The sequence below is a fragment of the Rhizobium terrae genome (assembly GCF_003425685.1).
GTDB classification, from domain to species: domain Bacteria; phylum Pseudomonadota; class Alphaproteobacteria; order Rhizobiales; family Rhizobiaceae; genus Neorhizobium; species Neorhizobium terrae.
Window position 1 is genome coordinate 188,418 of record NZ_QJKM01000004.1, and the last position, 23,098, is coordinate 211,515.

At 61.4% G+C, this 23,098-nt stretch carries 19 protein-coding genes; 7 read left to right on the top strand and 12 right to left on the bottom strand.

Annotation, left to right across the window (positions count from 1 at the left end):
- Positions 1-27 precede the first annotated feature (27 nt).
- Together DMO26_RS08855 and DMO26_RS08860 are read left to right on the top strand one after the other, a co-directional pair.
- On the top strand, positions 28-471 hold the full coding sequence (locus DMO26_RS08855) for a DUF488 domain-containing protein (protein ID WP_450088444.1): 444 nt from the start codon (positions 28-30) through the stop codon (positions 469-471).
- 66 nt (positions 472-537) lie between these two features.
- Positions 538-1,134 (top strand): LysE family translocator, encoded by a 597-nt coding sequence (locus DMO26_RS08860; protein ID WP_117191701.1) that lies wholly within the window; start codon positions 538-540, stop codon positions 1,132-1,134.
- 76 nt (positions 1,135-1,210) lie between these two features.
- On the opposite strand, the gene DMO26_RS08865 is transcribed toward DMO26_RS08860, so the two are convergent.
- Positions 1,211-1,972 (bottom strand): aspartyl/asparaginyl beta-hydroxylase domain-containing protein, encoded by a 762-nt coding sequence (locus DMO26_RS08865; protein ID WP_117191702.1) that lies wholly within the window; start codon positions 1,970-1,972, stop codon positions 1,211-1,213.
- Between the two features lie 355 nt (positions 1,973-2,327).
- Here DMO26_RS08865 and DMO26_RS08870 point away from each other — a divergent pair, with 355 nt between their 5' ends.
- The 4 genes from DMO26_RS08870 (at position 2,328) to DMO26_RS08885 (ending at position 8,333) form a co-directional block, all read left to right on the top strand.
- A complete protein-coding gene (locus DMO26_RS08870) occupies positions 2,328-3,062 on the top strand; it encodes an SDR family oxidoreductase (RefSeq protein WP_117191703.1) in 735 nt (244 codons plus the stop codon).
- A gap of 123 nt (positions 3,063-3,185) precedes the next feature.
- Positions 3,186-6,572, top strand: a complete 3,387-nt coding sequence (locus tag DMO26_RS08875; protein ID WP_117191704.1) for a hybrid sensor histidine kinase/response regulator — start codon at positions 3,186-3,188, stop codon at positions 6,570-6,572.
- The gene (locus DMO26_RS08880; RefSeq protein WP_117191705.1) at positions 6,565-7,503 is read left to right on the top strand and encodes a response regulator; all 939 of its coding nucleotides are present in this window, start codon (positions 6,565-6,567) and stop codon (positions 7,501-7,503) included. Before DMO26_RS08875 ends, DMO26_RS08880 begins: the two co-directional genes overlap by 8 nt.
- Before the next feature lie 269 nt (positions 7,504-7,772).
- The gene (locus DMO26_RS08885) at positions 7,773-8,333 is read left to right on the top strand and encodes a chemotaxis protein CheD (RefSeq protein ID WP_117191706.1); all 561 of its coding nucleotides are present in this window, start codon (positions 7,773-7,775) and stop codon (positions 8,331-8,333) included.
- Positions 8,334-8,411: 78 nt separating this feature from the next.
- Here the strand turns inward: DMO26_RS08885 and DMO26_RS08890 are convergent, their stop codons facing one another.
- From DMO26_RS08890 to DMO26_RS08940, 11 genes are all read right to left on the bottom strand, one after another.
- Complete coding sequence (locus tag DMO26_RS08890) at positions 8,412-9,527, bottom strand: branched-chain amino acid ABC transporter substrate-binding protein (protein ID WP_117191707.1); 1,116 nt, start codon at positions 9,525-9,527, stop codon at positions 8,412-8,414.
- 139 nt (positions 9,528-9,666) lie between these two features.
- Positions 9,667-10,020 carry a DUF6867 family protein gene (locus DMO26_RS08895; protein WP_117191708.1) on the bottom strand — a complete coding sequence of 118 codons (354 nt, stop codon included), beginning with the start codon at positions 10,018-10,020 and terminating at the stop codon, positions 9,667-9,669.
- Between the two features lie 10 nt (positions 10,021-10,030).
- Entirely contained in the window at positions 10,031-10,759 is a 729-nt protein-coding gene (locus DMO26_RS08900) for an ABC transporter ATP-binding protein (RefSeq protein ID WP_117191709.1), read from the bottom strand.
- Positions 10,759-11,640 carry an ABC transporter ATP-binding protein gene (locus DMO26_RS08905; RefSeq protein WP_117191710.1) on the bottom strand — a complete coding sequence of 294 codons (882 nt, stop codon included), beginning with the start codon at positions 11,638-11,640 and terminating at the stop codon, positions 10,759-10,761. Before DMO26_RS08905 ends, DMO26_RS08900 begins: the two co-directional genes overlap by 1 nt.
- Entirely contained in the window at positions 11,640-12,992 is a 1,353-nt protein-coding gene (gene livM / locus DMO26_RS08910) for a high-affinity branched-chain amino acid ABC transporter permease LivM (RefSeq protein WP_404947032.1), read from the bottom strand. The genes DMO26_RS08905 and livM overlap by 1 nt, the downstream gene beginning before the upstream one ends.
- A gap of 37 nt (positions 12,993-13,029) precedes the next feature.
- Positions 13,030-13,932, bottom strand: a complete 903-nt coding sequence (locus DMO26_RS08915) for a branched-chain amino acid ABC transporter permease (RefSeq protein WP_117191712.1) — start codon at positions 13,930-13,932, stop codon at positions 13,030-13,032.
- 278 nt (positions 13,933-14,210) lie between these two features.
- On the bottom strand, positions 14,211-16,637 hold the full coding sequence (locus tag DMO26_RS08920) for a GcvT family protein (protein ID WP_117191713.1): 2,427 nt from the start codon (positions 16,635-16,637) through the stop codon (positions 14,211-14,213).
- A gap of 127 nt (positions 16,638-16,764) precedes the next feature.
- Positions 16,765-17,313, bottom strand: coding sequence for a sarcosine oxidase subunit gamma (locus tag DMO26_RS08925; RefSeq protein ID WP_117191714.1), 549 nt, complete (start codon positions 17,311-17,313; stop codon positions 16,765-16,767).
- A 9-nt stretch (positions 17,314-17,322) separates the two neighbouring features.
- The gene (locus DMO26_RS08930) at positions 17,323-20,280 is read right to left on the bottom strand and encodes a sarcosine oxidase subunit alpha family protein (protein ID WP_117191715.1); all 2,958 of its coding nucleotides are present in this window, start codon (positions 20,278-20,280) and stop codon (positions 17,323-17,325) included.
- On the bottom strand, positions 20,277-20,558 hold the full coding sequence (locus DMO26_RS08935) for a sarcosine oxidase subunit delta (protein WP_117191716.1): 282 nt from the start codon (positions 20,556-20,558) through the stop codon (positions 20,277-20,279). Before DMO26_RS08935 ends, DMO26_RS08930 begins: the two co-directional genes overlap by 4 nt.
- Before the next feature lie 10 nt (positions 20,559-20,568).
- Positions 20,569-21,819, bottom strand: coding sequence for a sarcosine oxidase subunit beta family protein (locus tag DMO26_RS08940; protein WP_117191717.1), 1,251 nt, complete (start codon positions 21,817-21,819; stop codon positions 20,569-20,571).
- A 250-nt stretch (positions 21,820-22,069) separates the two neighbouring features.
- On the opposite strand from DMO26_RS08940, the gene DMO26_RS08945 reads away from it, so the two are divergent.
- Complete coding sequence (locus tag DMO26_RS08945; protein WP_117191718.1) at positions 22,070-23,098, top strand: DUF2793 domain-containing protein; 1,029 nt, start codon at positions 22,070-22,072, stop codon at positions 23,096-23,098.

Consider the following 23,098-nt stretch of genomic DNA (forward strand, 5'->3'; position numbering starts at 1 on the left):
ATGGCATATCGAAAGAGGAAACGGGCAATGACCATGGACGTCACGACGATCGGCTTCACCAAGACGACGGCTGAGGATTTCTTCGGCCGCATCAAGGCCGCAAGCGTGAAACGCGTCATGGATGTCCGCCTCCACAACACGTCGCAGCTTGCCGGCTTCGCCAAATCCGACGACCTCGCCTTCTTCCTGAAGACGATCTGTGGCGCCGGCTACCTGCATGAGCCGCTGCTGGCGCCGACCGAGGAAATCATGGCCGCCTTCAAGAAGGACAAGGGTGACTGGAGCGTTTTCCAGAATGATTTCATGAACCTGATGGCGGAACGTCAGGTGGAAAGTCACTTGAAGCCGGAGGCTTTCGACGGCTCCTGCCTGCTCTGCTCGGAAGACAAACCGCACCATTGCCACCGCAGGCTCGTCTGCGACTATCTGAATGGCAAATGGGGCGGAAAGCTGAGCGTCCGCCATCTCTGACCTGATCCACATTTCGATCTTTGAACGCTGGGGGAAGGCAAACTCCCCGCGTGGGGAGCTATTGCCATGACCTATGAGACCATTCTTGCCATCGCGCTCTTTTCGCTGGTCGGCTCGGTGTCGCCGGGGCCGAGCAACTTCATGCTGCTTGCCTCGGGCACCAATTTCGGTTTCCGGCGCACGATGCCGCAAATCCTTGGCATCACCGTCGGATTGTCTTCGGTGTTGCTGGCAGTCGGCTTCGGACTGGGCGCGCTGATCACCGCCTATCCGCCGATCGGCCTGGCGATGAAGATCGCCGGCTCCGCCTATCTTCTCTACCTCGCCTGGCGGATTGCGATGTCCCGAGCTGTTCCAAGCGGCGAATCGACCTCCGCGCGGCCCCTCACATTGCTGGAATCGGCCGCTTTCCAATGGGTCAACCCGAAAGCCTGGATTGCGGCTCTGACCGCCATGGCAGCTTATGCCAGCACCGAAAACCCTTTCGTTTCCGTGCTGTTGATCACCGGCGTGACAGCCGCCATCAACCTGCCGAGCGTCGCAGTCTGGGCAGGCTTCGGGGCAGCGCTCAGAAACTTCCTCTCCGATCCGGTTCGACTCAAATGGTTCAACATCGCCATGGGTCTGCTCCTCGTCGCCTCCCTTTGGCCGCTGCTCAGATAAACCGAACGCGGCCTCGCAGGAGGAGGATTTCGAATGACGAGCGAAGTGCAGCCATCGGCCGGTCCGCGAAACCCGACTACCCGCTGGTGCCCGGCCGGTTCCGCCAGGCTTCCGCCTGGGCGTAGAATTTCTTCTCCCACTCCTTGTGGTTATCCAGACCCTCCCTGATGAATGGCGTGAAGATCGCCATATTCATCAGCAGCCAGTTCACTAGCCGCGCCGGGAATTTCAGCGGCTTGACGAAATCGACGAACAGCACCACGCGGGTCTTGTCCGTGTGGTTCCAGGCCTCGTGTTCGTAGGCATCGTCGAAAATCAGCACCTTGCCCTCTTCCCAGTGGCAGACCTGATCCTTGACGCGGATTGCCAGCTTGTCGCGCGGTTCCGGAACGATGAGGCCCAGATGCAGGCGCAGGACGCCGTTATAGGGGCCACGATGGGCAGGCAGGTGCTTTCCCGGTTCGAAGATCGAGAACATGACGGTCGTGAGGCCGGGGATTTTCTGCATCGCCTTCCAGGTGTCCGGGCAGGCCTTGATGTTCTGCTCCGACCTCACGCCGAAGCCGAGCAGGAAGAAGGTTTTCCACCCGTTGTCGGTGGAGATCGTCTTCACGTCGGTGGAAATGTCCTGGAAGGTCGGCAATTCGTCCTTGCGGAGCAGGATGTGGTCGAGTTCGGCACGGATGGCCGGTGCCGCCTTCTCGATTTCTGCCGCCCACGGGAATGTCGCGTTGTCATAGACCGGCGGGTTGCCGAGTTTGGCATATCTGAAGTTCAGCCGCTCGGCCCAGGCAACGATGCCCATGAAGAAGCGGGTTATCGAGCTCGGACGATCCATCGGCGCGATGCCGCTGGTGCCGAAATCTTGTTGAGGTTCTGGAACGCTGGGGGAGGATGGTTTCACGGGAGCCACATGAGGAATAAAGGTTGATTGGATCCGGAAGGTTTTATAATTGCACCCCTGACATGGTTGTCGATAATCGAGTTGCAAGCCCTGGAACAATCATTGCCGCAAGCCGTGGCCTGATTGCAGCACCTGCCATATGACAATTCTGTGACAGGCATTTCGACGGAAGTCTCGGACGATCGGGCAAGAAGTCCGGACGAGCTTGATACCGGCTGCGCCGCCGGATGTTTCATAACCCCTCTGCTCGCGGCGACATTCCGCCGCTCCCCGATCAGAGGAAAAACAGATGACCGATATTACCGAAAAAGTCGTGCTGATCACCGGTGCAAGCAGCGGCATCGGCGAAGGAACTGCCCGCGTGCTGGCGGCGGCCGACGCCAAGGTCGTGCTCGGTGCCCGCCGCACCGACCGGCTCGAAGCGCTGGCCGACGAACTGCGCGCCCTGGGCGCCACGGTTCTCGTCCGCGGTCTCGACGTCACCGACCGGCAGGACTTTCAGAACTTCGCCGATGCGGCGATGGCGGAATTCGGCCGCATCGACGTCATCGTCAACAATGCCGGCCTGATGCCGCTTTCCCCCATGGCCTCGCTGAAGGTCGAGGAATGGGACCGGATGATCGACGTCAACATCCGCGGCGTGCTTTATGGCGTCGCCGCCGTGCTGCCGATCATGAACGGCCAGGGTTTCGGCCAGATCATCAACGTCTCGTCGATCGGCGGCTTCAAGGTCTACCCGACCTCGGCCGTCTACAGCGCCACGAAATTTGCCGTGCGGGCGATCTCCGACGGCCTGCGGCAGGAAAACGACAAGATCCGCGTCACTTGCGTCTATCCGGGCGTCGTCGAATCCGAGCTTGCCGGAACGATCACCGATCAGGCCGCCGCCGACATGATGAAGGACTTCCGCAGCATCGCCCTGAAGCCGGATGCCATCGGCCGTGCCATCCTGCATGTCATCGACCAGCCGGACGACGTGGATACCAACGAGATCGTCGTTACCCCCACGCGCGCCACGGTGTGACCCGATCGTCAATGATGCGGTGGGGATTTACCGCACCGCATCATCCTTCGCTTGCAAAACCTGCCGCCACAGTCGAAAGTGCCCAATCGACAGTCTTTCCTCTCAAGGTGCTGAAAATTAGGCATGGCAGCGCGGCAACGCATCATTCCCGTTCGGCGTGAATACAATCGTTGGGTCGCCAACCAGACGCTGGAAGACTATGCGCTCCGATTCACGGCGAAGAGTGCCCGCCGGTTTTCGTCGAGCCGCATCTCCCATACGGCGATCGGCGCCATCTCCTTCCTGGCGCTGGAGGCGATCGGCGGCACGATCACCCTCTCATACGGCACGACCAACGCCTTCTTCGCCATCTGTGCGGCCGCCGTCGCCATGCTGGTCATCGGCCTGCCGATCAGCCGTTACGCGATCCGCCACGGAGTCGATATCGACCTTCTCACCCGCGGGGCGAGCTTCGGTTACATCGGCTCGACCATCACCTCGCTGATCTATGCAAGCTTCACCTTCATGCTGTTCGCGATCGAAGCCTCGATCATGACCGGCGCGCTGGAGCTTGCCTTCGGCATTCCGCCTTGGATCGGTTACATCATCAGTGCCGCGGTGGTAATTCCGCTCGTCATCTATGGCGTGCAGCTCATCTCCCGCTTTCAGCTCGTCACCCAGCCCTTCTGGATCGTGCTGAACATCCTGCCTTTCGTGTTCATCGCCTTTCTCGACTGGGAGAAATTCGATCTCTGGCGGGCCTTTGCCGGCGTCGGGCATTCCAATGCGCAGATCGCAGGTCCCGCTCCGTTCGATCTCGTGGAGTTCGGTGCCGCTTCCGCCGTCATCCTGGCCCTGATGCCGCAGATCGGCGAACAGGTGGATTTCCTGCGCTTCCTGCCGGCGGAAGGAATGCGCAAGTGGCGGCACCGGCTGGCGGTCTTCCTCGCCGGCCCCGGCTGGGTCGTGGTCGGTGTGCCGAAACTCCTGGCCGGCTCGTTCCTCGCCGTGCTGACGCTTGCAACCGGCACGCCGGTGCGGGAGGCCGCCGATCCCGCGCATATGTATCTTGCCGCCTTCGGCTACATGATCCCGAACGAGACGGCGGCGCTTCTGCTGATGGCCGCCTTCGTGGTCGTCTCGCAGCTCAAGATCAACGTGATGAACGCCTATGCCGGTTCGCTCGCCTGGTCGAACTTCTTCTCGCGCCTCACCCACAGCCACCCGGGCCGCGTCGTCTGGTTGGTCTTCAACGTGGTGATCGCCCTTCTCCTGATGGAACTCGGCATCTACCGGCTGCTGGAAGCGACGCTCGGCATCTTCTCGATCATCGCCATGGCCTGGCTCTGCACGATTTCGGCCGATCTCTTCATCAACAAGCCGCTTGGCCTCTCGCCCGAAGGCATCGAGTTCAAGCGCGCCCATCTCTACGACATCAACCCTGTCGGCCTCGGCTCGATGTTCGGCTCGGCGGCGGTGGCGCTCGCAGCGCATTTCGGCCTGTTCGGGCCGCTGATGGCCTCGCTCGCCACCTACGTCACCCTGATCGCCTTCCTCATCTCGCCGGCCATCGCCTTCGCCACCAAGAGCAAATTCTATCTCGCCCGCAAGCCGCGCCAGAGCTGGAAAAGCCTCGGCTCGATCACCTGCTCCATCTGCGAACACCCGTTCGAGCACGAGGACATGGCCTGGTGCCCGGCCTATGCGGCGCCCATCTGCTCGCTCTGCTGTTCGCTGGACAGCCGCTGCCACGATATGTGCAAACCGCACGCGCGGCTGAACACCCAGGTCGGCACCGTCGCCCGCTCCTTCTTGCCGGAAACCGTCATCAGCCGCCTGACCACCCGCCTCGGCCGCTACGCAACGACGACGGTGCTCGCCATCTCGTTGATCGGCGCCATCCTCGCAATGATCGCCTATCAGGTCGGACAGGCGACACCGGCCAACGCGGATGTCATATATGGCACGGTCTTCATCGTCTTTTTTGTCTTCGCCATCATCGCCGGTATCGTGTCGTGGTTCTATGTGCTCGCCCATGACAGCCGGGTCGTGGCGGAAGAGGAATCCTCCCGCCAGAACACGCTGCTGCTGAAGGAAATCGCCGCCCACAAGAAAACCGACGCCGCCCTGCAGGACGCTAAAGAAACCGCCGAAGCCGCCAACCGCGCCAAGAGCCGCTATGTCGTGGGTCTCAGCCACGAACTACGCACGCCGCTCAACGCCGTGCTCGGTTACGCGCAGATTCTCGAGCGCGACGAGACGATCCCTGCCCCGCGCCAGTCGGCAATCAAGGTCATCAAACGCTCCGCCGACCATCTGTCCGGTCTGATCGACGGCCTCCTCGATATTTCCAAGATCGAGGCGGGGCGCCTGCAGGTCTATTCCAACGAGATCAATATCCAGGATTTTCTCGACCAGATCGTCGAAATGTTCGGGCTGCAGGCCCAGGCGAAAGGATTGGTCTTCGAACACGAGCGCGCCCGGTCGCTTCCCCAATATGTCCGGACCGATGAAAAGCGGCTGCGCCAGATCCTCGTCAACCTGCTCTCGAATGCCATCAAGTTCACCGACGAGGGCAAGGTCCGTTTCGACGTCGCCTACCGCAGCCAGGTTGCGACCTTCACCGTGACGGACACCGGCCGCGGCATAGCCGAGAAGGACCTTGCCCGCATCTACGAGCCGTTTCAGCGTGGCGAGGCGGAGAGCATTCGCCCGATGCCTGGCCTTGGGCTCGGCCTCACCATCACGCAGCTCCTGACCAATACGCTGGGTGGCGAGATCGCGGTTGCCAGCACCAGGGGCGAAGGTTCGATCTTCAAGGTGCGGCTGATGCTCTCGGCCATAGAGAGGCCAAACACCGCACCGGCGCCGGAAAAGAAGATCGTCTCCTATACCGGTCCACGCCGCACGATCGTCATCGTCGACGACAACGAGGACCATCGTGACCTGATGCGCGAAGTGCTGGTACCGATGGATTTCGTGGTGCTCACCGCCAATAGCGGCCCGGACTGCCTGACACTGATCGAGGGCGCCACACCCGACCTCTTCCTGGTCGATATCTCCATGCCCGGCATGAGCGGCTGGCAACTGGTCGAGAAGCTGCGCGAGATGGGTCAGACCGCGCCGATCGTAATGCTCTCCGCCAATATCGGCGACGGATCGGGCGCAAATGCCGGTACAGATGGCCATAACGACGCGATCGCCAAGCCGGTCGACATCCGGCGCCTCGCCGACAAGCTCGCCGTCCATCTCGGCCTTGTCTGGGTTTACGAAAACGAAACGGCGCTGCCCGCCCCTGTCGACCCCAGGCCGACGATCAAAAGTCCGGGGATGGCTGACGTTCAGGATCTTTTGCGGCTCGGCGAAATCGGCTACGTGCGCGGTATCGAGGCAAAGCTTGCCGATCTTGCCCAGGACGAGACGAACCGCGCCTTCACCGACGAGCTTGGCGCCTATGTTAAAGCCTTCGATATCGCCGGTTACATGCAATTCCTGACTCGGCTGGACACAGAGAGGACGATCGATGGCTGAGGCCCCCTTGCCGCGCGACATTGTCCTTCTGGTGGATGACAGCCCGGAGGCGCTCGGCTTCCTGACCGAAACGCTTGAAGGATCAGGCTTTTCGGTGCTGATCGCTACATCTGGCCAGGCGGCGCTCAACATTGTCGAGCGCATCACGCCCGACCTCATCCTGCTGGATGCGGTCATGCCCGGCATGGATGGTTTCGAGACCTGCCGCAGGCTGAAGACCAATGCCGTCGTGGCGCAGGTGCCGGTGATCTTCATGACCGGGCTCACCGAAACGGAGCATGTGGTCAATGCGCTCGATTCCGGTGGCGTCGATTATCTGACAAAGCCGATCAACATCGATGAACTGCGCGCCCGCATCCGCGTCCATCTCTCCAATGCTCGCTCGGCCCAAAGCGCCCGCGTGGCGCTCGATGCCGCCGGTCGGCACCTGCTCGCCGTCAAGGGCAATGGCGGCGTCCATTGGTCTACACCGCAGGCGACCCGACTGATCAACGCCGCCACCAACAGCGACGACGGACTTGATATCGTCTCCCGCCGCATCGCCGCCTGGATGGCCGAGCGCGACAAGCCGGGTTTTGCCCGCGATGCTGCCTTCTCCCTGAAGGAGAGTGGCCAGGCTAGCCTGCAGCTCTCCTTTCTCGGGGCGATCGGCGCCGACGAATACCTCTTCCGCCTGACCGCAGCCGTCAGCAAGCGCCCCGACGACGAGGTGCTGCGCCAGCATTTTCCGCTCACCCAGCGCGAATCCGAGGTCCTCCTGTGGATCGCCAAGGGCAAGTCGAACCGGGACATCGGCGATATCCTCGGCCTCTCCGCCCGCACGGTGAACAAGCATCTGGAGCAGATCTACGTGAAGCTCGGCGTCGAAAATCGCGCATCTGCCGCCGTCAAGGCCGCCCACGTCCTGCATGGCGAGGAACGGTCGGCCTAACCGACGCAACAATTCAGCGGATCGTGAGGAGCGGCGAATACCTTAGGCCACGACCAAAAGTGGAGCGGTCGCCACACTTTCCTTATCCAGGATAGCACCGCCCGATGCGCCCTGTTCGACGGATCCGACCTACCCCGCCAAGCATATGGACTTGGAAAAAAGACACTCATCCATATTTATCGCCATTCATTCTTAGTCCTTTGGGTGTGCCCGCCACCTTCATATTCTTCGATATAGTCTAATTTAGATAATTATAAAAAGAGAGGCAGATGACCGAGGCAGGCTATCATCCCATCCATGTCATTGGCGGCCAGTGTGCGGTCTCCGCAAACCCGGACACCGTATTCATGACCGTTCTTGGTTCCTGCGTCTCGGCCTGCATCTACGATCCCGTGGCAGCTGTGGGAGGAATGAACCATTTCATCCTGCCGACCGGAGGCGAGGTCGAGAATTCGGGCCGTCAGCAACGTTATGGCGACGTCGCGATGCGCACTCTCGTAGAGGCTCTGTGCAATCTTGGAGCCATGCGCTGGCGGCTTCAGGCGAAGCTCTACGGCGGTCGCTCCCGGAAATGGGGAGCCACCGATCCGGGTTCGCTCAATTCCGCCTTCGCCAGGCAGTTCCTTCAGACCGAAGGCATTGCGCTGACCGACTGCTGCCTCGGCGAAGATCTGGCGCGATGGATCGTCTTCCAGCCGGCCACGGGCATGACGCTGGTGAGGGCAAGTCCAGGCCAGGAACAACCGGGCCTCTGCGGTAGGCCGCCGCTGGTGCGAGATCGCGACAGGTCCGCCGCAGCCGGCTGTGGCCGCCGTGTACATTGCCAATGACCACCCGAGACGAAAAGAAGCCCGGCTCTGCCGGGCTTCCCTGAAAGATCATCCGATACGGGGCTCGCCCCGCACGGATTACATTTCGTTGTAGGTGTACTTGCCGTCGGAGCCCTTGCCCCACTTGTACATGACGTAGTCCGGGCGGGTGATGTCACCCTTCTTGTCGAAGCCGATGTCACCGATCGCGGTCTTCCACGGGCCGGAGGACTTCATGGTTTCGGCAACCTTCTGGCCGTCCGTGGACTTCGCCTTGTTGGCAGCCTGCGCGATGATCTGCAGGGCAGCATAGGAGTAGAGCGTGTAGGCTTCCGGCTCGAAACCGGCCTTGCGGAATTTCTCTACGAGTTCCTTCGCAGCCGGGTTCTTGCGCGGATCCGGAGCAAACGTCATCAGCGTGCCGTCAACGGCGTCACCGGCGATCGAAGCGAGTTCGTTCGAAACGATACCGTCGCCCGACATCATCGGAGCCTTGATGCCCTGATCCTTCATCTGGCGCATGATCAGACCGGCTTCGGTATGCAGACCGCCCCAGTAGACGAGCGTGACGCCAGCCTGCTTCATCTTTGCGATCAGAGCCGAGTAGTCCTTGTCGCCCGGGGTAACGCCTTCGTAGAGCACTTCCTTGACGCCGGCTGCATTCATGGCCTTCTTGGTTTCGTCGGCGAGACCCTGACCGTACGGGGTCTTGTCGTGAACGACGGCGACCTTGCCGCTCTTGAAGTTGTCGGCAATGTACTTGCCGGCAACGCCGCCCTGCTGGTCGTCACGACCGCAGGTGCGGAAGGTGTTCCACAGGTTACGATCGGTGAACTTCGGGTTGGTCGAAGCCGGGGTTACCTGGACGATGCCGTTTTCGGCATAGACTTCCGAAGCCGGGATGGAAACGCCCGAGTTGAAGTGACCGACGACGAACTTGACGCCGTCGGACGCGAACTTGTTGGCGACCGAGACGCCCTGCTTGGCGTCGGATACGTCGTCGCCGAGGACGATCTTGATCTTTTCGCCGTTGATGCCGCCGGCAGCGTTGATGTCAGCGGCTGCCTGTTCGGCACCCTTCTGAAGCTGGGCGCCGAAGGCTGCATTCGGGCCGGTGAGCGGGCCAGCGACGCCGACGATGATATCGGCCCATGCGCTGCCGCTGAAAGCGACCATGGCGGTCAGCGCAACAGCGGAAAGAAGAGACTTCTTCATTGATTTACTCCCAGTTTTTTTAAGCGGGTTGGGTTGATATGCCGGCGCGATACCCACCACGATCATGCCGGAAATTGTTCCACTCCAGGTTCCATTTAGGATTGACCAGCAGCAATCTGAGAACAGATCGGTCCGCCTGTCAATCTTTCTTCTTCCAAGAAAAAGCCGAGGTCGGCTCGTAGAGCCAATAGTAGTTCTGCACCATCTGACGCGTCCGTCGAATACGAAATCCGGCGATCGAAAAGACCAGCAGAAGCACCACGTCGATGATATAATAGAAGCCGCTGATGAACGGCCCTTGGAACAGCGCGTAATGTAGGAAACGCATCACAATGCCCAGGAGTAGCGTATAGATCACAACGGTCGCCAGACCGCCCCAGCCTTCGGCGACGGCCTTGCCGGTACGCCATGCGGTCCAGAAGCCGAGGATCACCACGGCAAAGCGCAACACCAGGTGGACGCCGTCACCTTCTTCGAAAAAAAGTCCCTGCATCTTGGATCTCCTAGTGCCTTCCGCCTTCGAGATAGGCGGCACGGACTTCCGGATTGGCCAGAAGCTCCTTGCCGGATCCCGACATCGTCACCTTGCCGTTGACCATAACATAGGCACGGTCGGACAACTTCAGGGCGGCAAATGCGTTCTGCTCGACGAGGAAGACGGTCAGCCCTTCTTCTTGGTTGAGCTTCCTGATCGCCTCGAAAATGCCCTTGACGATCAGTGGCGCGAGGCCGAGCGACGGCTCGTCGAGGAGAAGCAGCTTCGGGCGGGCCATCAGCGCGCGGCCGATCGACAGCATCTGCTGCTCGCCGCCGGAAAGCGTGCCGCCACGCTGGCTCTGGCGTTCCTTGAGACGCGGGAAGAGGACGAAGATCTTTTCTACGTCTTCCTTGAAGTATTTGAGGTTATCGAGGTTCGCACCCATCTGGAGATTTTCCAGAACCGTCATGCGCGGAAAGATGCGGCGTCCTTCCGGCGATTGTGCGATACGCTTCCGGGCAATCAGATGCGTCGGCAGCTTGGTGATATCCTCGCCGTCGAATATGACTTGGCCGCTTCGGGCCTGCGGGCTGCCGCAGATCGTCATCATCAGCGTCGACTTGCCGGCTCCGTTAGCACCGATCAGGCTGACGATCTCACCCTTGTTGACCTCGACATCGACACCCGCGAGCGCACGGATGTTGCCGTAGTATGTCTCGACACCCTGGACCTTCAGAAGGGTTTCACCGGCCATCAGTGCGCCCCTCCTTCGCTCTCGACTTCCGAAATCACCTCTTCCACCTCGTCGTCTTCCACGCCGAGATAGGCGGCGATCACCTTGGGGTCGTTCTTCACATGATCCGGCGTGCCGTCGGAAATCTTCTGGCCGTATTCAAGCACCACGACGTGATCGGAAATCTCCATGACCACGGACATGTCGTGCTCGATCAAGAGCAGCGACGTACCTTCGTCGCGGATGCCGCGCAGCAGCGCATTGAGGGTCAGCGACTCCTTCGGATTGAGGCCGGCGGCAGGCTCGTCCAGGCACAAAAGCTCGGGGCCGGTGCACATGGCGCGGGCGATCTCCAGACGACGCTGGGCGCCATAGGAGAGGTCGCCGGCGGGGTCGTCGGCGCGATCGACCAGGTCGGCCTTTTCCAGCCAGTACTGCGCCCTCTCGATCGCAGCCTTGGCGGCGTTCTTGTAAGCCGGCAGGCCCAGAAGTCCGAGGATCGTGTATCCGGACGCCTTCATCAACACGTTATGCTGTGCGACCAGGAGGTTTTCGAGAACCGTCAGGCCGGAAAACAGCCGGATGTTCTGGAAGGTACGGGCCACTTTGGCATGCTTGGTGATCTCGAAATCCTTCAGCCGCTCGAGAAGGTGATCCTTCCCGTCCCGCTGCGTCATCGTGATCATGCCCATCGTCGGTTTGTAGAAGCCGGTGATGCAGTTGAAGACGGTCGTCTTGCCCGCACCATTCGGGCCGATCAGCGCCGTGATCTCGCCACGCCGCGCCTCGAAGGAGAAGTCGTTGATGGCCATCAGGCCGCCGAACTTCATCGACAGGTGCTCGACCTTGAGGATGGTGTCGCCGCTCATATTGGACGTCATCGCATTTGTTCCGGAGGTCATCAGCCGTGCCCCTCCTTGGTGAAGCTTCCGGAGACCGCCTTGCGCTCCCTGAGGAAGGCTGTCGGTTCACGCGATCCCACGAAACCGCGCGGTTTGAAGAGCATCACGATGATCATCGCAAGGCCGAAGAGCAGCATGCGGTAGAGTTCCGGCGTGAAATCAGGCCCGAAAATCAGCTTCAGGAATTCCATTTCGCGAAGCAGTTCAGTACCGCCGACCATGACGACTGCGGCGATCGCGATGCCGGTCAGAGAGCCCATGCCGCCGAGGACGACGATCGCCAGGATGACCGCCGACTCCAGGAAGACGAAGCTTTCCGGGGATACGAAGCCCTGACGGGTGGCGAAGAAGGAGCCCGCGAAACCGCCGAACATCGCGCCGGTGGCGAAAGCGGTAAGCTTGGTCGCGACCGTGTTGATGCCCAGCGAACGGCAGGCGATCTCGTCTTCGCGGAGCGCTTCCCACGCGCGGCCGATCGGCATGCGGCGAAGGCGGATCGTCACATAGGCAGTGACGAGGCAGAGCGCCAGGATGACGTAGAACAGGAAAATCTTGTACCACGCCGAGGAGGTCGCAAGTCCCATGGCCCTCGGAAAATAGTTCGGCGATCCGACATCGAACGACCAGATGCCGAAGACCGATGCCTTGGCGATGCCGGAGATGCCGAACGTACCCTGGGTGACATCCGTCCAGTTGATGAGGACGAGGCGGATGATCTCCCCGAAGGCGAGCGTTACGATCGCCAGGTAGTCGCCGCGCAGGCGCAACACCGGGAAACCGAGAATAATGCCCCACATGGCGGCGAGGATGCCGGCGAGCGGGAGCAGTATCCAGAAGGACAAGCCGAAATTCGCCGAGAGCAATGCGTAAGAATAGGCGCCCACCGCGTAGAAAGCGACATAACCCAGGTCGAGCAGACCGGCAAGCCCGACGACGATATTGAGCCCCCAGGCCAGCATGACATAGATGAGAATCTGGATGCCGAAATTATCGACATACTTCAGCGAGCCCTGCGGCCCGAACAGCATGACGGAGCCGATCGGATAAAGCAGCAGCGCGATCAGCGCGATCTTGAGGAAGTGCTTGTGGAAGAAGCCCTTGTCCTCGGAGATTTCGAGGACGCCGCTCTTCGCCTTGGCAAGTTTGCGGCGATCGATATGCGGCTTGATGAAACCGACCGTCAGAAAGCGGCCGACCGCCGCCACCAGGACGAAGATCGCCAACAATCCCCAGCGGGTACGCCAGACGAGCCGGTTATCGATATCCTGATAGGTCTCGATGCCGACATAGAGGAGGAACATGCCGAAGGCTATTGCACCGGCGAAGATGCCTTCCTTGACGGCCTTCGCCATCAGGCCGGATTGGGTGTTTTCCGATGGGGAAGCCATGTCAGACCTTCTCCACTTCCGGCCGGCCGAGGATGCCCGTCGGCTTGAAGATCAGCACGAAGGCGAGGATCGCGAAAGTGGCGACGTCCTTGTAGGCGATCGTGAAATACGCAGACCAGAGGGATTCGATGAGGCCGATCATCAGCCCGCCGAGAACGGCGCCCGGCAGCGAACCGATGCCGCCGAGAACGGCCGCGGTGAATGCCTTAACGCCCGGAATGAAGCCGTCGTTGAACGAGGCGACGCCGTAATACATCAGGTACATGCCGCCTGCGACCGCGGCAAGCGCCGCCCCCATCACGAAGGTGATGGAAATCGTCCGGTCGACATCGACGCCGAGCAGCGCCGCCATCTTGCGGTCCTGTTCGGTCGCCCTCTGGGCGCGCCCGAGCGGCGTCTTGTTGACGATGTACCAGAAGGCGAAGAGCAAGACCGACGTGATGACCACGATGAGGATCTGCTTCAGCGAAATGCTGATCTCGCCGAGATGATAGACATCGGTGACGAGCTGCGGGATCGGCTTGTTGCGCGGCCCCTGGGTCACCTGGATGAAGTTCGACAGCACGATCGACATGCCGATCGCGGTGATCAGCGGCGCCAGCCGGAAGGACCCTCTGAGCGGCCGATAGGCAACGCGCTCGATCGTCCAGTTCCACAATCCCGTCATCAGCATGCCGACGACCAGCATCAGCAGGAGAAGCAACGCCACCGGAATGCCGGCAAAAAAAGACGTGAGGATGAGGAATATGATAAGGGCCGCGAAGCCGCCGAGCATGAAAATGTCACCATGGGCGAAGTTGATCATGCCGATGATGCCGTAAACCATCGTATAGCCGATTGCCACGAGGCCATAGATGGATCCAAGAGTCAGCCCGTTTATGAGCTGCTGGATAAAATAATCCATACGCTTTCCCCCGGATGCGATCCTCTATATGGGCCGCATCTCTTGTATATATGTCCCTTGCGGGTTCTTGAGTTCTTGGCGCATTCCATAACGTTTTCGTAAGAAATGTGAAGACAAAAAGCCGAGAGACCGGCAAAATCGCGGCACTTCTCAACAATCTGGCGCCATAAAGACCATTAATTCCAAAAAACCGGCACCTTATGTAAAAAAATTAGTCAAAACTGCGAAGATACGAAATTTAACGTTGAACTTCGGTTGACGTTAAAGTCACACGGCCCTCAGGACCGCATCCTCGTCCCGTTGTGGTCGAAGAGGGGGAGCGGCTGCAGTTTCGCCGACAGCATGTCTCCGAGCAGCTCGATCTGCCAACCGTCGATCTCGTCGGCGATCTCCTGCGGAACATAGCCCATGGCCGCTGAGACGCCTGACGCATGCGCATAACCTCCCGAAGTGACCCAGCCGCGCACCTCGCCGTGGAAATAGATCGGCTCGTCCCCGATCACGTCCGCGTCCTGTGCCTGGACGGTGAAGGTGACAAGCCTGAGCGCTCCGCCTTCTGCCCGCTCCTTGAGCGCCGGCGCCTTGCCGATGAAATCGGCCTGTTTGCCATAGGCCACGAACCGGCCGAGCCCGGCCTCGACGGGACCGTAGAGCGGCCGGTATTCCCGCGCCCAGCTTCCGAAGGATTTTTCAAGCCGCAGCGCATTGAGCGCCCTGAGGCCGAAGAGCGTGATGCCGAACCCGGCGCCTGCCTCCATCAGCAGATCGAAAAGGTAGCGCTGGTACTCCGGCTTCATCCAGAGTTCATAACCGAGATCGCCCGTGTAGCTGACCCTTCCGAGAACGACCGGCGCCATGCCGAGATCGAGTTCGCGGATCGCCATGAACGGGAAGGCTGCATCCGAAAGATCGAGATGCGTGAGTTTCTGCAGCACATCCCTCGCTTTGGGGCCGGCAACGGATAGACCGAGGAGCCCAAGGTTCAGGGCTTCGACCGCCACCGATCCGTCATCCGGTAAGTGCCGTTCGAACCAGCGCATATGATAGTCTTCCGCGATACCGGAACCGATGAGAAGGAATTCTTCGTCATCGAGATTGGCGAGCGTGAAGTCGCCGATCAGCTTGCCTGCCTCATTCAGCATCGGCGTGATCGCCATCCGACCCATTTCGGGGACCTTGCCGGCCAGGATGCCGTCGAGCCAGTCGCGGGCGCCCTCGCCCGTCACCGAATATTTCGCAAAGCCCGAGGTCTCCATCAGCCCGACGCTTTCACGCACCGCCCTCGCCTCTCGCCCGACCGATTCGAAATCCGTCGAGCGGCGCCAGGAGAATCTGTCCTCCACACCCTCTGGCGCGAACCAGAGCGGAGTTTCAAGCCCATACGACGCGCCGAACACGGCGCCCTCCGCCTTCAGCCGATCGTAGATCGGTGTCGTCAGCAGCAGTCGCGCGGCCGGCAGTTCCTCGTTCGGATAGCGGATCGAGAAGCGGCGGGAATAGTTTTCGCGCACCTTGGCATTGGTATAGGCGAGCGTCGCATAGTCGCCGTAGCGGCAGACATCCATGGCGAAGACATCGAAGCCGGGATCGCCCTCGATGATCCAGTTGGCGAGCGCGAGCCCCACGCCGCCGCCCTGGCTGAAGCCCGCCATGACAGCACAGGCAGACCAGAAATTCGTCATGCCCCGCACCGGGCCGACCAGCGGATTGCCGTCCGGCGAGAACGTGAAGGGTCCGTTGATGATCTTCCTGATGCCGGCCTTGTTGAAGGCCGGGAAGTGCCGGAAACCGACCTCCAGCTCGTTCGTGATGCGCTCCAGGTCCTCGGCGAGAAGCTCATGGCCGAAATCCCACGGCGTCTCGATCGGCGACCACGGCCGGCAGGCTTTTTCGTAAGTCCCCATCAGCATGCCGTTGCGTTCCTGGCGGATGTAGATCTCTCCGTCGAAATCGACGCAATGCTGCAGCTCGCGACCGGTGGTCCTGTTGAACTCGATGACCTCAGGCATGTCTTCGGTCAGGAGATACATGTGTTCCATGGCGAGCACCGGCAGTTCCAAACCCACCATGCGGCCGATCTCGCGCGCCCAGAGACCCGCTGCATTGACCACATGCTCGGCGCGGATCTCCCCCTTGTCGGTGATCACCCGCCAAGTACCGTCTTCAAGCTGCACCAGTTCCTCGACCTTGGTGTGGAGGTAGATCTCCGCGCCGTTCTTCTTCGCCGACTTCGCATAGGCGTGTGTCGTGCCGTAGGGGTCGAGATGCCCCTCGTTCGGATCGTAAACCGCACCGACGAACTGCGACGGGTCGAGCAGCGGCATCATCTCGTGCGCTTCCTTCGCGGACAGCAGATGCGCCTCCATGCCCGCATACTTGCCCTTGGCGAGGATCGATTTCAGCCAGTCGAAGCGCTCCGGCGTCGCCGCCAGCATCAGGCCGGAGGTCATGTGCAGGCCGATATCCTGCCCGGAATAGGCCTCGATCTCTTTATAGAGCTCGACGGTATATTTTTGCAGCTTGGCGACGTTCGGATCGCCGTTGATCGTGTGCATGCCGCCCGCCGCATGCCAGGTGGAGCCGGAGGTCAGCTCCGACCTCTCGACCAGCGCCACGTCGCTCCAGCCGAATTTGGTCAGGTGATAGAGGACCGAACATCCGACGACACCGCCGCCGATGACGACGACACGGGCATGGCTCTTCATGGAAACTGTCTCCGTTGAGGAAGGCGATCTCCGGCGAGGTTAGTGGCTCCCGCAGCCACCCAATAGCCCCTTCTGCGAAGCGGGATTTGTCGTTTCCGACATAGTCAATGTTCGGATCGCGCCACCTTCAGTCGCTGAAGCCACGCGTCAGCGCGTGTTCGCGGCCCATCTCGAGCAGTTCCTCGAAGGCGGAGCCGGCGAGCGAACGCGGCACGATGATCTCGAACGTGTCGGGGCCGCTGCGGGCTACGTTCGCGGCCACGTGGCAGAACAACATGTTCGCCGAATAGTCCTCGGCGAAAACCTCCGGATGCAAGTCCACGGCGACGCATTTGCCAAGGATATTGCGCACGCTCGGTCCGGAGATCGTCATCAGCACGCGGCCATCGCTCTGGTCGGCAAAGGACGCGCCGGCGATGTCGGAGAGAATTCCGGCAACGGTTGCCGGCCCCGCCGTCCTCGACACGAGAAGCCATTCCGACGGGCTGCAGAACCGTAATACGACGCCATGCGCTGATCCGAGCGCTTCCGCCACCGCCGTCTCCTGCCCGCGATGGGCCAGAACCGAAAAGATCACCGGCCGACGGCTGACCGCGACATGGTTCGGGTTCGGATCGGTTTCGAAGCCGGAAATATAATCCTCAAGCACATGCCGGTGAAGAAGGTTGATCGACATCGGCCGCCCTCAGAGGTGAAGCTTGGTGTTTTCGGGATCGACGAAGACAGGCGGACATACTTCCGCCGGCACCTCCGTGCCGCGCAGCCCGTCCCAGACGATGATCTTCTCACCGAAACGCTCGCGGCCGGATTTCAGCATCGCGAGCGCGATGAAATGACCCAATGTCGGAGAGAAGCAGGCCGAAGATACGAAACCCTGGTCATTGGCGAGCGACGGCTTGGCCTGGTCTTTCAGAAGATGCGCGCCGGCCCTGATCTCCTTGTCCGCCTCCACCGGTTTCAGACCGACGAGCTGCAGCCGGTCGGCGGCGGTCAGGCCGAAGCGGGTGGAGAGCCGCTTGCCGATGAAATCCGGCTTCTGCATCGCCATCATGCGGCCGAGACCGACATCGTCGGCCGTCGTGCGGCCCTCGAGTTCGCTGTGAGTCACATGGCCCTTCTCGACGCGCAGCACGTTCAAAGCCTCCACGCCATAAGCGCAGATGCCATCCTCATGGCCGGCATCCATGATCGCATCCGCCACCGCCTCCCCAAAGCCGGCCGGCACGGCAAGCTCGTAGGCGAGTTCGCCCGAAAACGAAATGCGGAAAAGCCGTGCTCTCAGCCCGCCCCGCAGTGTCACTTCCTTCGCCGCGAGGAACGGGAAGGCCGCATCGGATATGTCGTCCTGTACCACGCGGCCCAGGATGATGCGCGCCTTCGGGCCGGCCAGCGACATCTGCGCCCATTGGTCGGTCACCGATACGAATCGCACGTCGAGTTCCGGCCAGAAGGTCTGGGCGGCGAATTCCATGTGCGAGAGCACTTCGGCGGCATAGGCCGTGGTGGTTGTCATGACATAATGGTTTTCGGAAAGCCGGCTGGTCGTGCCGTCGTCGAAGACGATGCCGTCCTCGCGCAGCATCAGGCCGTAGCGCGCCTTTCCGACCGGCAATTTCAGGAAACCGTTGCAATAGATGCGGTCGAGAAACTCCGCGGCGCCGGCGCCGAAAATCTCGATCTTGCCGAGGGTCGAGACGTCGCAAAGTCCGGCATTGGCGCGGACGTTCAGGACTTCCCGGTCGACGCTTTCGCGCCAGGTCTTCTCCCCCTCACGCGGAAACCAGGCGGAACGATGCCAGGGCCCTGCTTCCACGAAGGCGGCGCCATTCTTCCTTGCCCAGCCGGCAAGCGGTGAGGTGCGGACAGGGGCAGCATGTTCCGCCCGCGCGCTTCCTGCCAACGCGCCGAAAGAGACAGGCGTATAGAAGGGCCGGAACGTGGTCGTGCCGATCTCGGCCGGTGAGACGCCGCGCATGCCGGCGACGATGCCGACGGTGTTGATATTGCCGAGCTTGCCCTGATCGGTCGCCATGCCGGCGGTGGTATAGCGCTTGGTATGTTCGATATGGCGAAAACCCTCACGCTGAGCGAGGCCGAGATCACCCACATGCACGTCGTTCTGGAAATCCACGAATGCCTTGTTCTTGGCGCCGGGCACATACCAGAGCGGTGCAAAGGACGCGTCGTATTCGCCCTCCACCCGGGGTAGAGCGAGCGGCAAGGCCCGGCGGCCGAGGCTTTCAAGCACCGTATGCGCTTTGGCGGCACCGTCCTTGAGGCAGTCGGAGAGGCCGTCGAACCCGGCCGCGGAACCCGCCGCCACGAAGGCGCCGCCGAGATCGGGAGCCATGAACGCCTGTTTTTCATCCGACCAGACTGGTTTGGCGCCGCGCTGGCACATGAGATGGACGACGGGCGACCAACCACCGGACATGGCGAGCGCGTCGCAGGCGATCACTTCCTCGAATCCAGAACGTTCGGCGATCAAACCATCGATGCGGTGCCATCCCCTCGTGTCGGTCACCGAGCCGCCGCGAATGACTCGGATGCCTTGCGGCACCGGATCGGCCGATCCTGGCCGTGCGTCGATGATCGCCGTCACATCGACGCCGCGCGCGACGAGATCGGCCGCGGTCCGATACCCCGAGCCGCCATTGGTGAAAACCGCAACCTTGCCGCCGACGGCGACGCCGTACCGGTTGAGATAAGTGCGTATCGCGCCGGCCGTCATCACGCCCGGCCTGTCGTTGCCGCCGAAGACAAGCGGCCGCTCTTCCGCGCCGGCGGCAAGGATCGCCCGTTTCGCGACGATGCGCCACAGCCGCTCCATCGGCAGGTCCGGCGAAGGCGTTGCCACGTGTTTCTGCACCCGCTCGACCGCGCCGAACACCATGTCGTCATACCAGCCGAACACCGTGGTGCGCGGCATCAGCGTCACATTCGGCAGCGTCGCCAGCTCCTCGACGGTCGTTGTTGCGAAATCGCAGGCCGGCATTCCACCGACCATGGCGCTTTCCGAAAGCATCGAGCCGCCGAGCCTGAACCCTTCGTCCGCCAGGATGACCCGTGCTCCCGCGCGCCCCGCCGCGAGCGCCGCCGTCAACCCGGCCGGCCCGGCGCCGATGACCAGCAGATCGCAATGCGTCCAGGATTTTTCGTAGCGATCGGGATCGGCCTGCATCACTGCCTTGCCGAGCCCCGCGGCGCGGCGGATCAGCGGCTCGTAGAGCTTTTCCCAGAAAAGCGCCGGCCACATGAAAGTCTTATAGTAGAAGCCCGCGCCCAGGAAAGGCGACAGCACATTGTTGAGCGCGCCGAAATCATGTTTCAGCGAGGGCCAGCGGTTCTGGCTCACTGCGACAAGCCGGTCGTAGAGCTCGACGACCGTGGCGCGCGCATTCGGCTCGCTGCGGGCGCCGGCACCGATCGTCATCAGTGCATTGGGCTCCGCCGAGCCCGCCGTCACCACGCCACGCGGACGATGGTACTTGAAACTGCGGGCCATCAGCATCTGGTCGTTGGCAAGCAGCGCCGAGGCGAGCGTATCGCCCTCGAAACCCTTGTAGGTACGGCCATCGAATGTGAAGGTGAGCGACCGGCCGCGATTGGCCGCGCCGCCTGAAGCGAGGCGATAGGAGGTCATTCGATCCCCCTCGCCTGCACGAAATCCGCCGCGTCCGTCACGCCGAAGACGTCGTGTGTCAGGTTGTCGCGGTCGACAACCAGCCATCGCCGGCAGCCGGCCGCATGATGCCAGTACTCCTGATAGCGTCCCTTGGGATTGTCGCGGATATAGACATAGGCATGCCAGGCCTCGTCCTTTGCCATCGGCGAGGGACGTGCCGGCATGGCTGCGCCGCGAACCGAAAACTCTTCCTTGGGTCTTGCGCCGCAATGCGGACAGGTGATCAGGCTTGCCATGGGATCGGTCTCAATGAAGGTTCGGCTGCGGGCCTTTGCCCGCCTCGTCGATCGTATAACCGCGCTCGAACCGGTCGAGCCGCATGAAGCGCGAAACGTGATGCGTCTCGTTCCTGGCGATCAGGTGGGCGAAACAGAAGCCCGACGCGGGCGTCGCCTTGAAGCCCCCGTAGCACCAGCCGCAGTTGAGGTAGAGATTGTCGACCGGCGTGCGATCGATAATCGGCGAACCGTCCATCGACATGTCCATCACGCCGCCCCAGCTCCGCAGCACCTTGGCGCGCGACAGGCCGGGGATCAGTGAGACGCCCTCTTCCATCGTATGCTCGACAGTCTGCAGGTTGCCGCGCTGCGCGTAAGAAGAATAGAAGTCGATCTCGGCGCCGAAGACGAGCCCGCCTTTGTCCGACTGCGATATATAGAAGTGCCCGGCGCCATAGGTGATGACATGGTCGATCACCGGCTTCAGCCCCTCGGAGACGAAGGCTTGCAGCACATGCGTCTCGATCGGCAGTTCGAGATCGGCCATGCGTCCGACGGTCGTCGTATTCCCCGCCGCCGCCAGCGCCAGCTTGTTGCAGCCGATGAAACCCTTCGTCGTCTCGACGCCGGTGACGACGCCGTTCTCGCGGCGTATGCCCGTGACTTCGCAATGCTGGATGATGTCGACGCCGCGTTGATCCGCGCCGCGCGCATAACCCCAGGCGACGGCATCGTGCCGCACCGTGCCGCCGCGCTTCTGATAAAGCCCGCCCATGATCGGGAATCGCGCATGGTCGAAGTTGAGATAGGGCATCATGCGGCGCACCTGCTCGCGATCCAGCAGTTCCGCATAGACGCCGTGCATGCGCATGCCATTGCCGCGCCGTGCATATTCGTCCCGCTGGCCATCGGAATGGAACAGGTTGATGATGCCTCGTTGCGACACCATCGCATTATAGTTGAAGTCTTTCTCGATCCCTTCCCATAATTTTAGAGAAAACTCATAGAAAGGATTGTTGCCCTCGAGCAGGTAGTTGGAGCGGATGATCGTCGTATTCCGCCCGACATTGCCCGAGCCGATATAGCCCTTTTCGACGACGGCTACATTGGTGATGCCGAACTCCTTGGCGAGATAATAGGCCGTCGAAAGGCCGTGCCCGCCCCCGCCGACGATGATCACGTCGTAATGCGGCTTGGGTTCCGGCTCCCGCCAGGCCGGCGTCCAGAGCCGGTTGCCGGAAAGCGCCTGCTTGAAGATCGAATACGCCGAATAACGCATGCTTTTTCCTGTCTCTCGCCGCGCCACATTCGCATATGCGGGATAAAGGACAAGCGCAATCAGGACATTCGGAAGCCTTGAGGAGACGGCGGGATCGATCGCCGCAGGAACTGTTGCAGATCGGGCACGCATCCTTCGTGCGGGCATGCCGGAAGACGCCGCACTCGATATTTCAAGAACTTACCCGGTTTCATATCCCCGCTTTTCCACCCGGCCTTAGACTTCGTTCCAAATCGAACGGAGAGACCCCATGACCGACACGACCGCCAACCTGGACATGCCTTTCATCCTGCCCTCGCAGGCGCAAAAACACGTAACCCACAACGAGGCGCTGCTGAGGCTTGATGCCCTTGTGCATCTGACGATCGTTGCCGAACAGGCAATACCGCCAACCTCGCCTGCCGACGGCACCTGCTACAGTGTTGCCGCCGAGCCGACGGGTGCCCGGTCGGGAAAAACCGGCTGTGTCGCCATCTGGCAGGATGGTGCCTGGAGCTTTGTCGCACCGAAAACCGGCTGGCGCGCCTGGTTTTCAGCGCTCTCGCGCCTCAAGGTATTTTCGGGAGCCGGCTGGCAGGACATCCCGCTGCCGGCGAGCGGAAGTTTCGCGGAACTCGGCATCGACGCCACGCCCGACGCGACAAATCGCCTGGCGCTCTCCTCGCCCGCAAGCCTCTTCAACCACGCGGGCGGCGGCCATCAGATCAAGATCAACAAGGCCGTCGCCGCCGATACCGCCTCGCTCCTGTTCCAGACCGATTTCACGGGTCATGCGGAAATGGGACTGGCTGGCGACAATGCGTTTTCGGTCAAGGTCAGCGACGGCGCGACTTGGAAGAACGGTTTGTCGATCTCGTCTGCCGGCCACGTATCCCGGCCGAACCAGCCGGCGGCGCGCGCCTATCGGAGCGGGACCAGCTTCTCGCCTGCCGCCGGCCAGCAGAGCGGCGTCTCCGCCTTCGGCCTCAACCAGGGCGGATTCACATTCGGAGCGGCCGTGGCCGGTGGGGGAAATGCTCTCGTGGTGCCGGCTGCCGGACCTTTTTTGGTGGCAATTCAGGTCGCTGTACTCACTTCGAGCGGCCATACGACCAGTTTGATGCTTAATGGCGCACAAACGCTTGTTTCTCTGAGCGGCACCGGCAGCGGAGCACAAACGCAGTCCTCTACGGGAGTTTTTTCCTTGTCTGCCGGGGATTTCCTCACATTCGGGCACGCCGGTACCGCGCAACTGGAACTTGGGGCGGGAAAAACGGAAATATCTTTGGCTTTGCTCTGA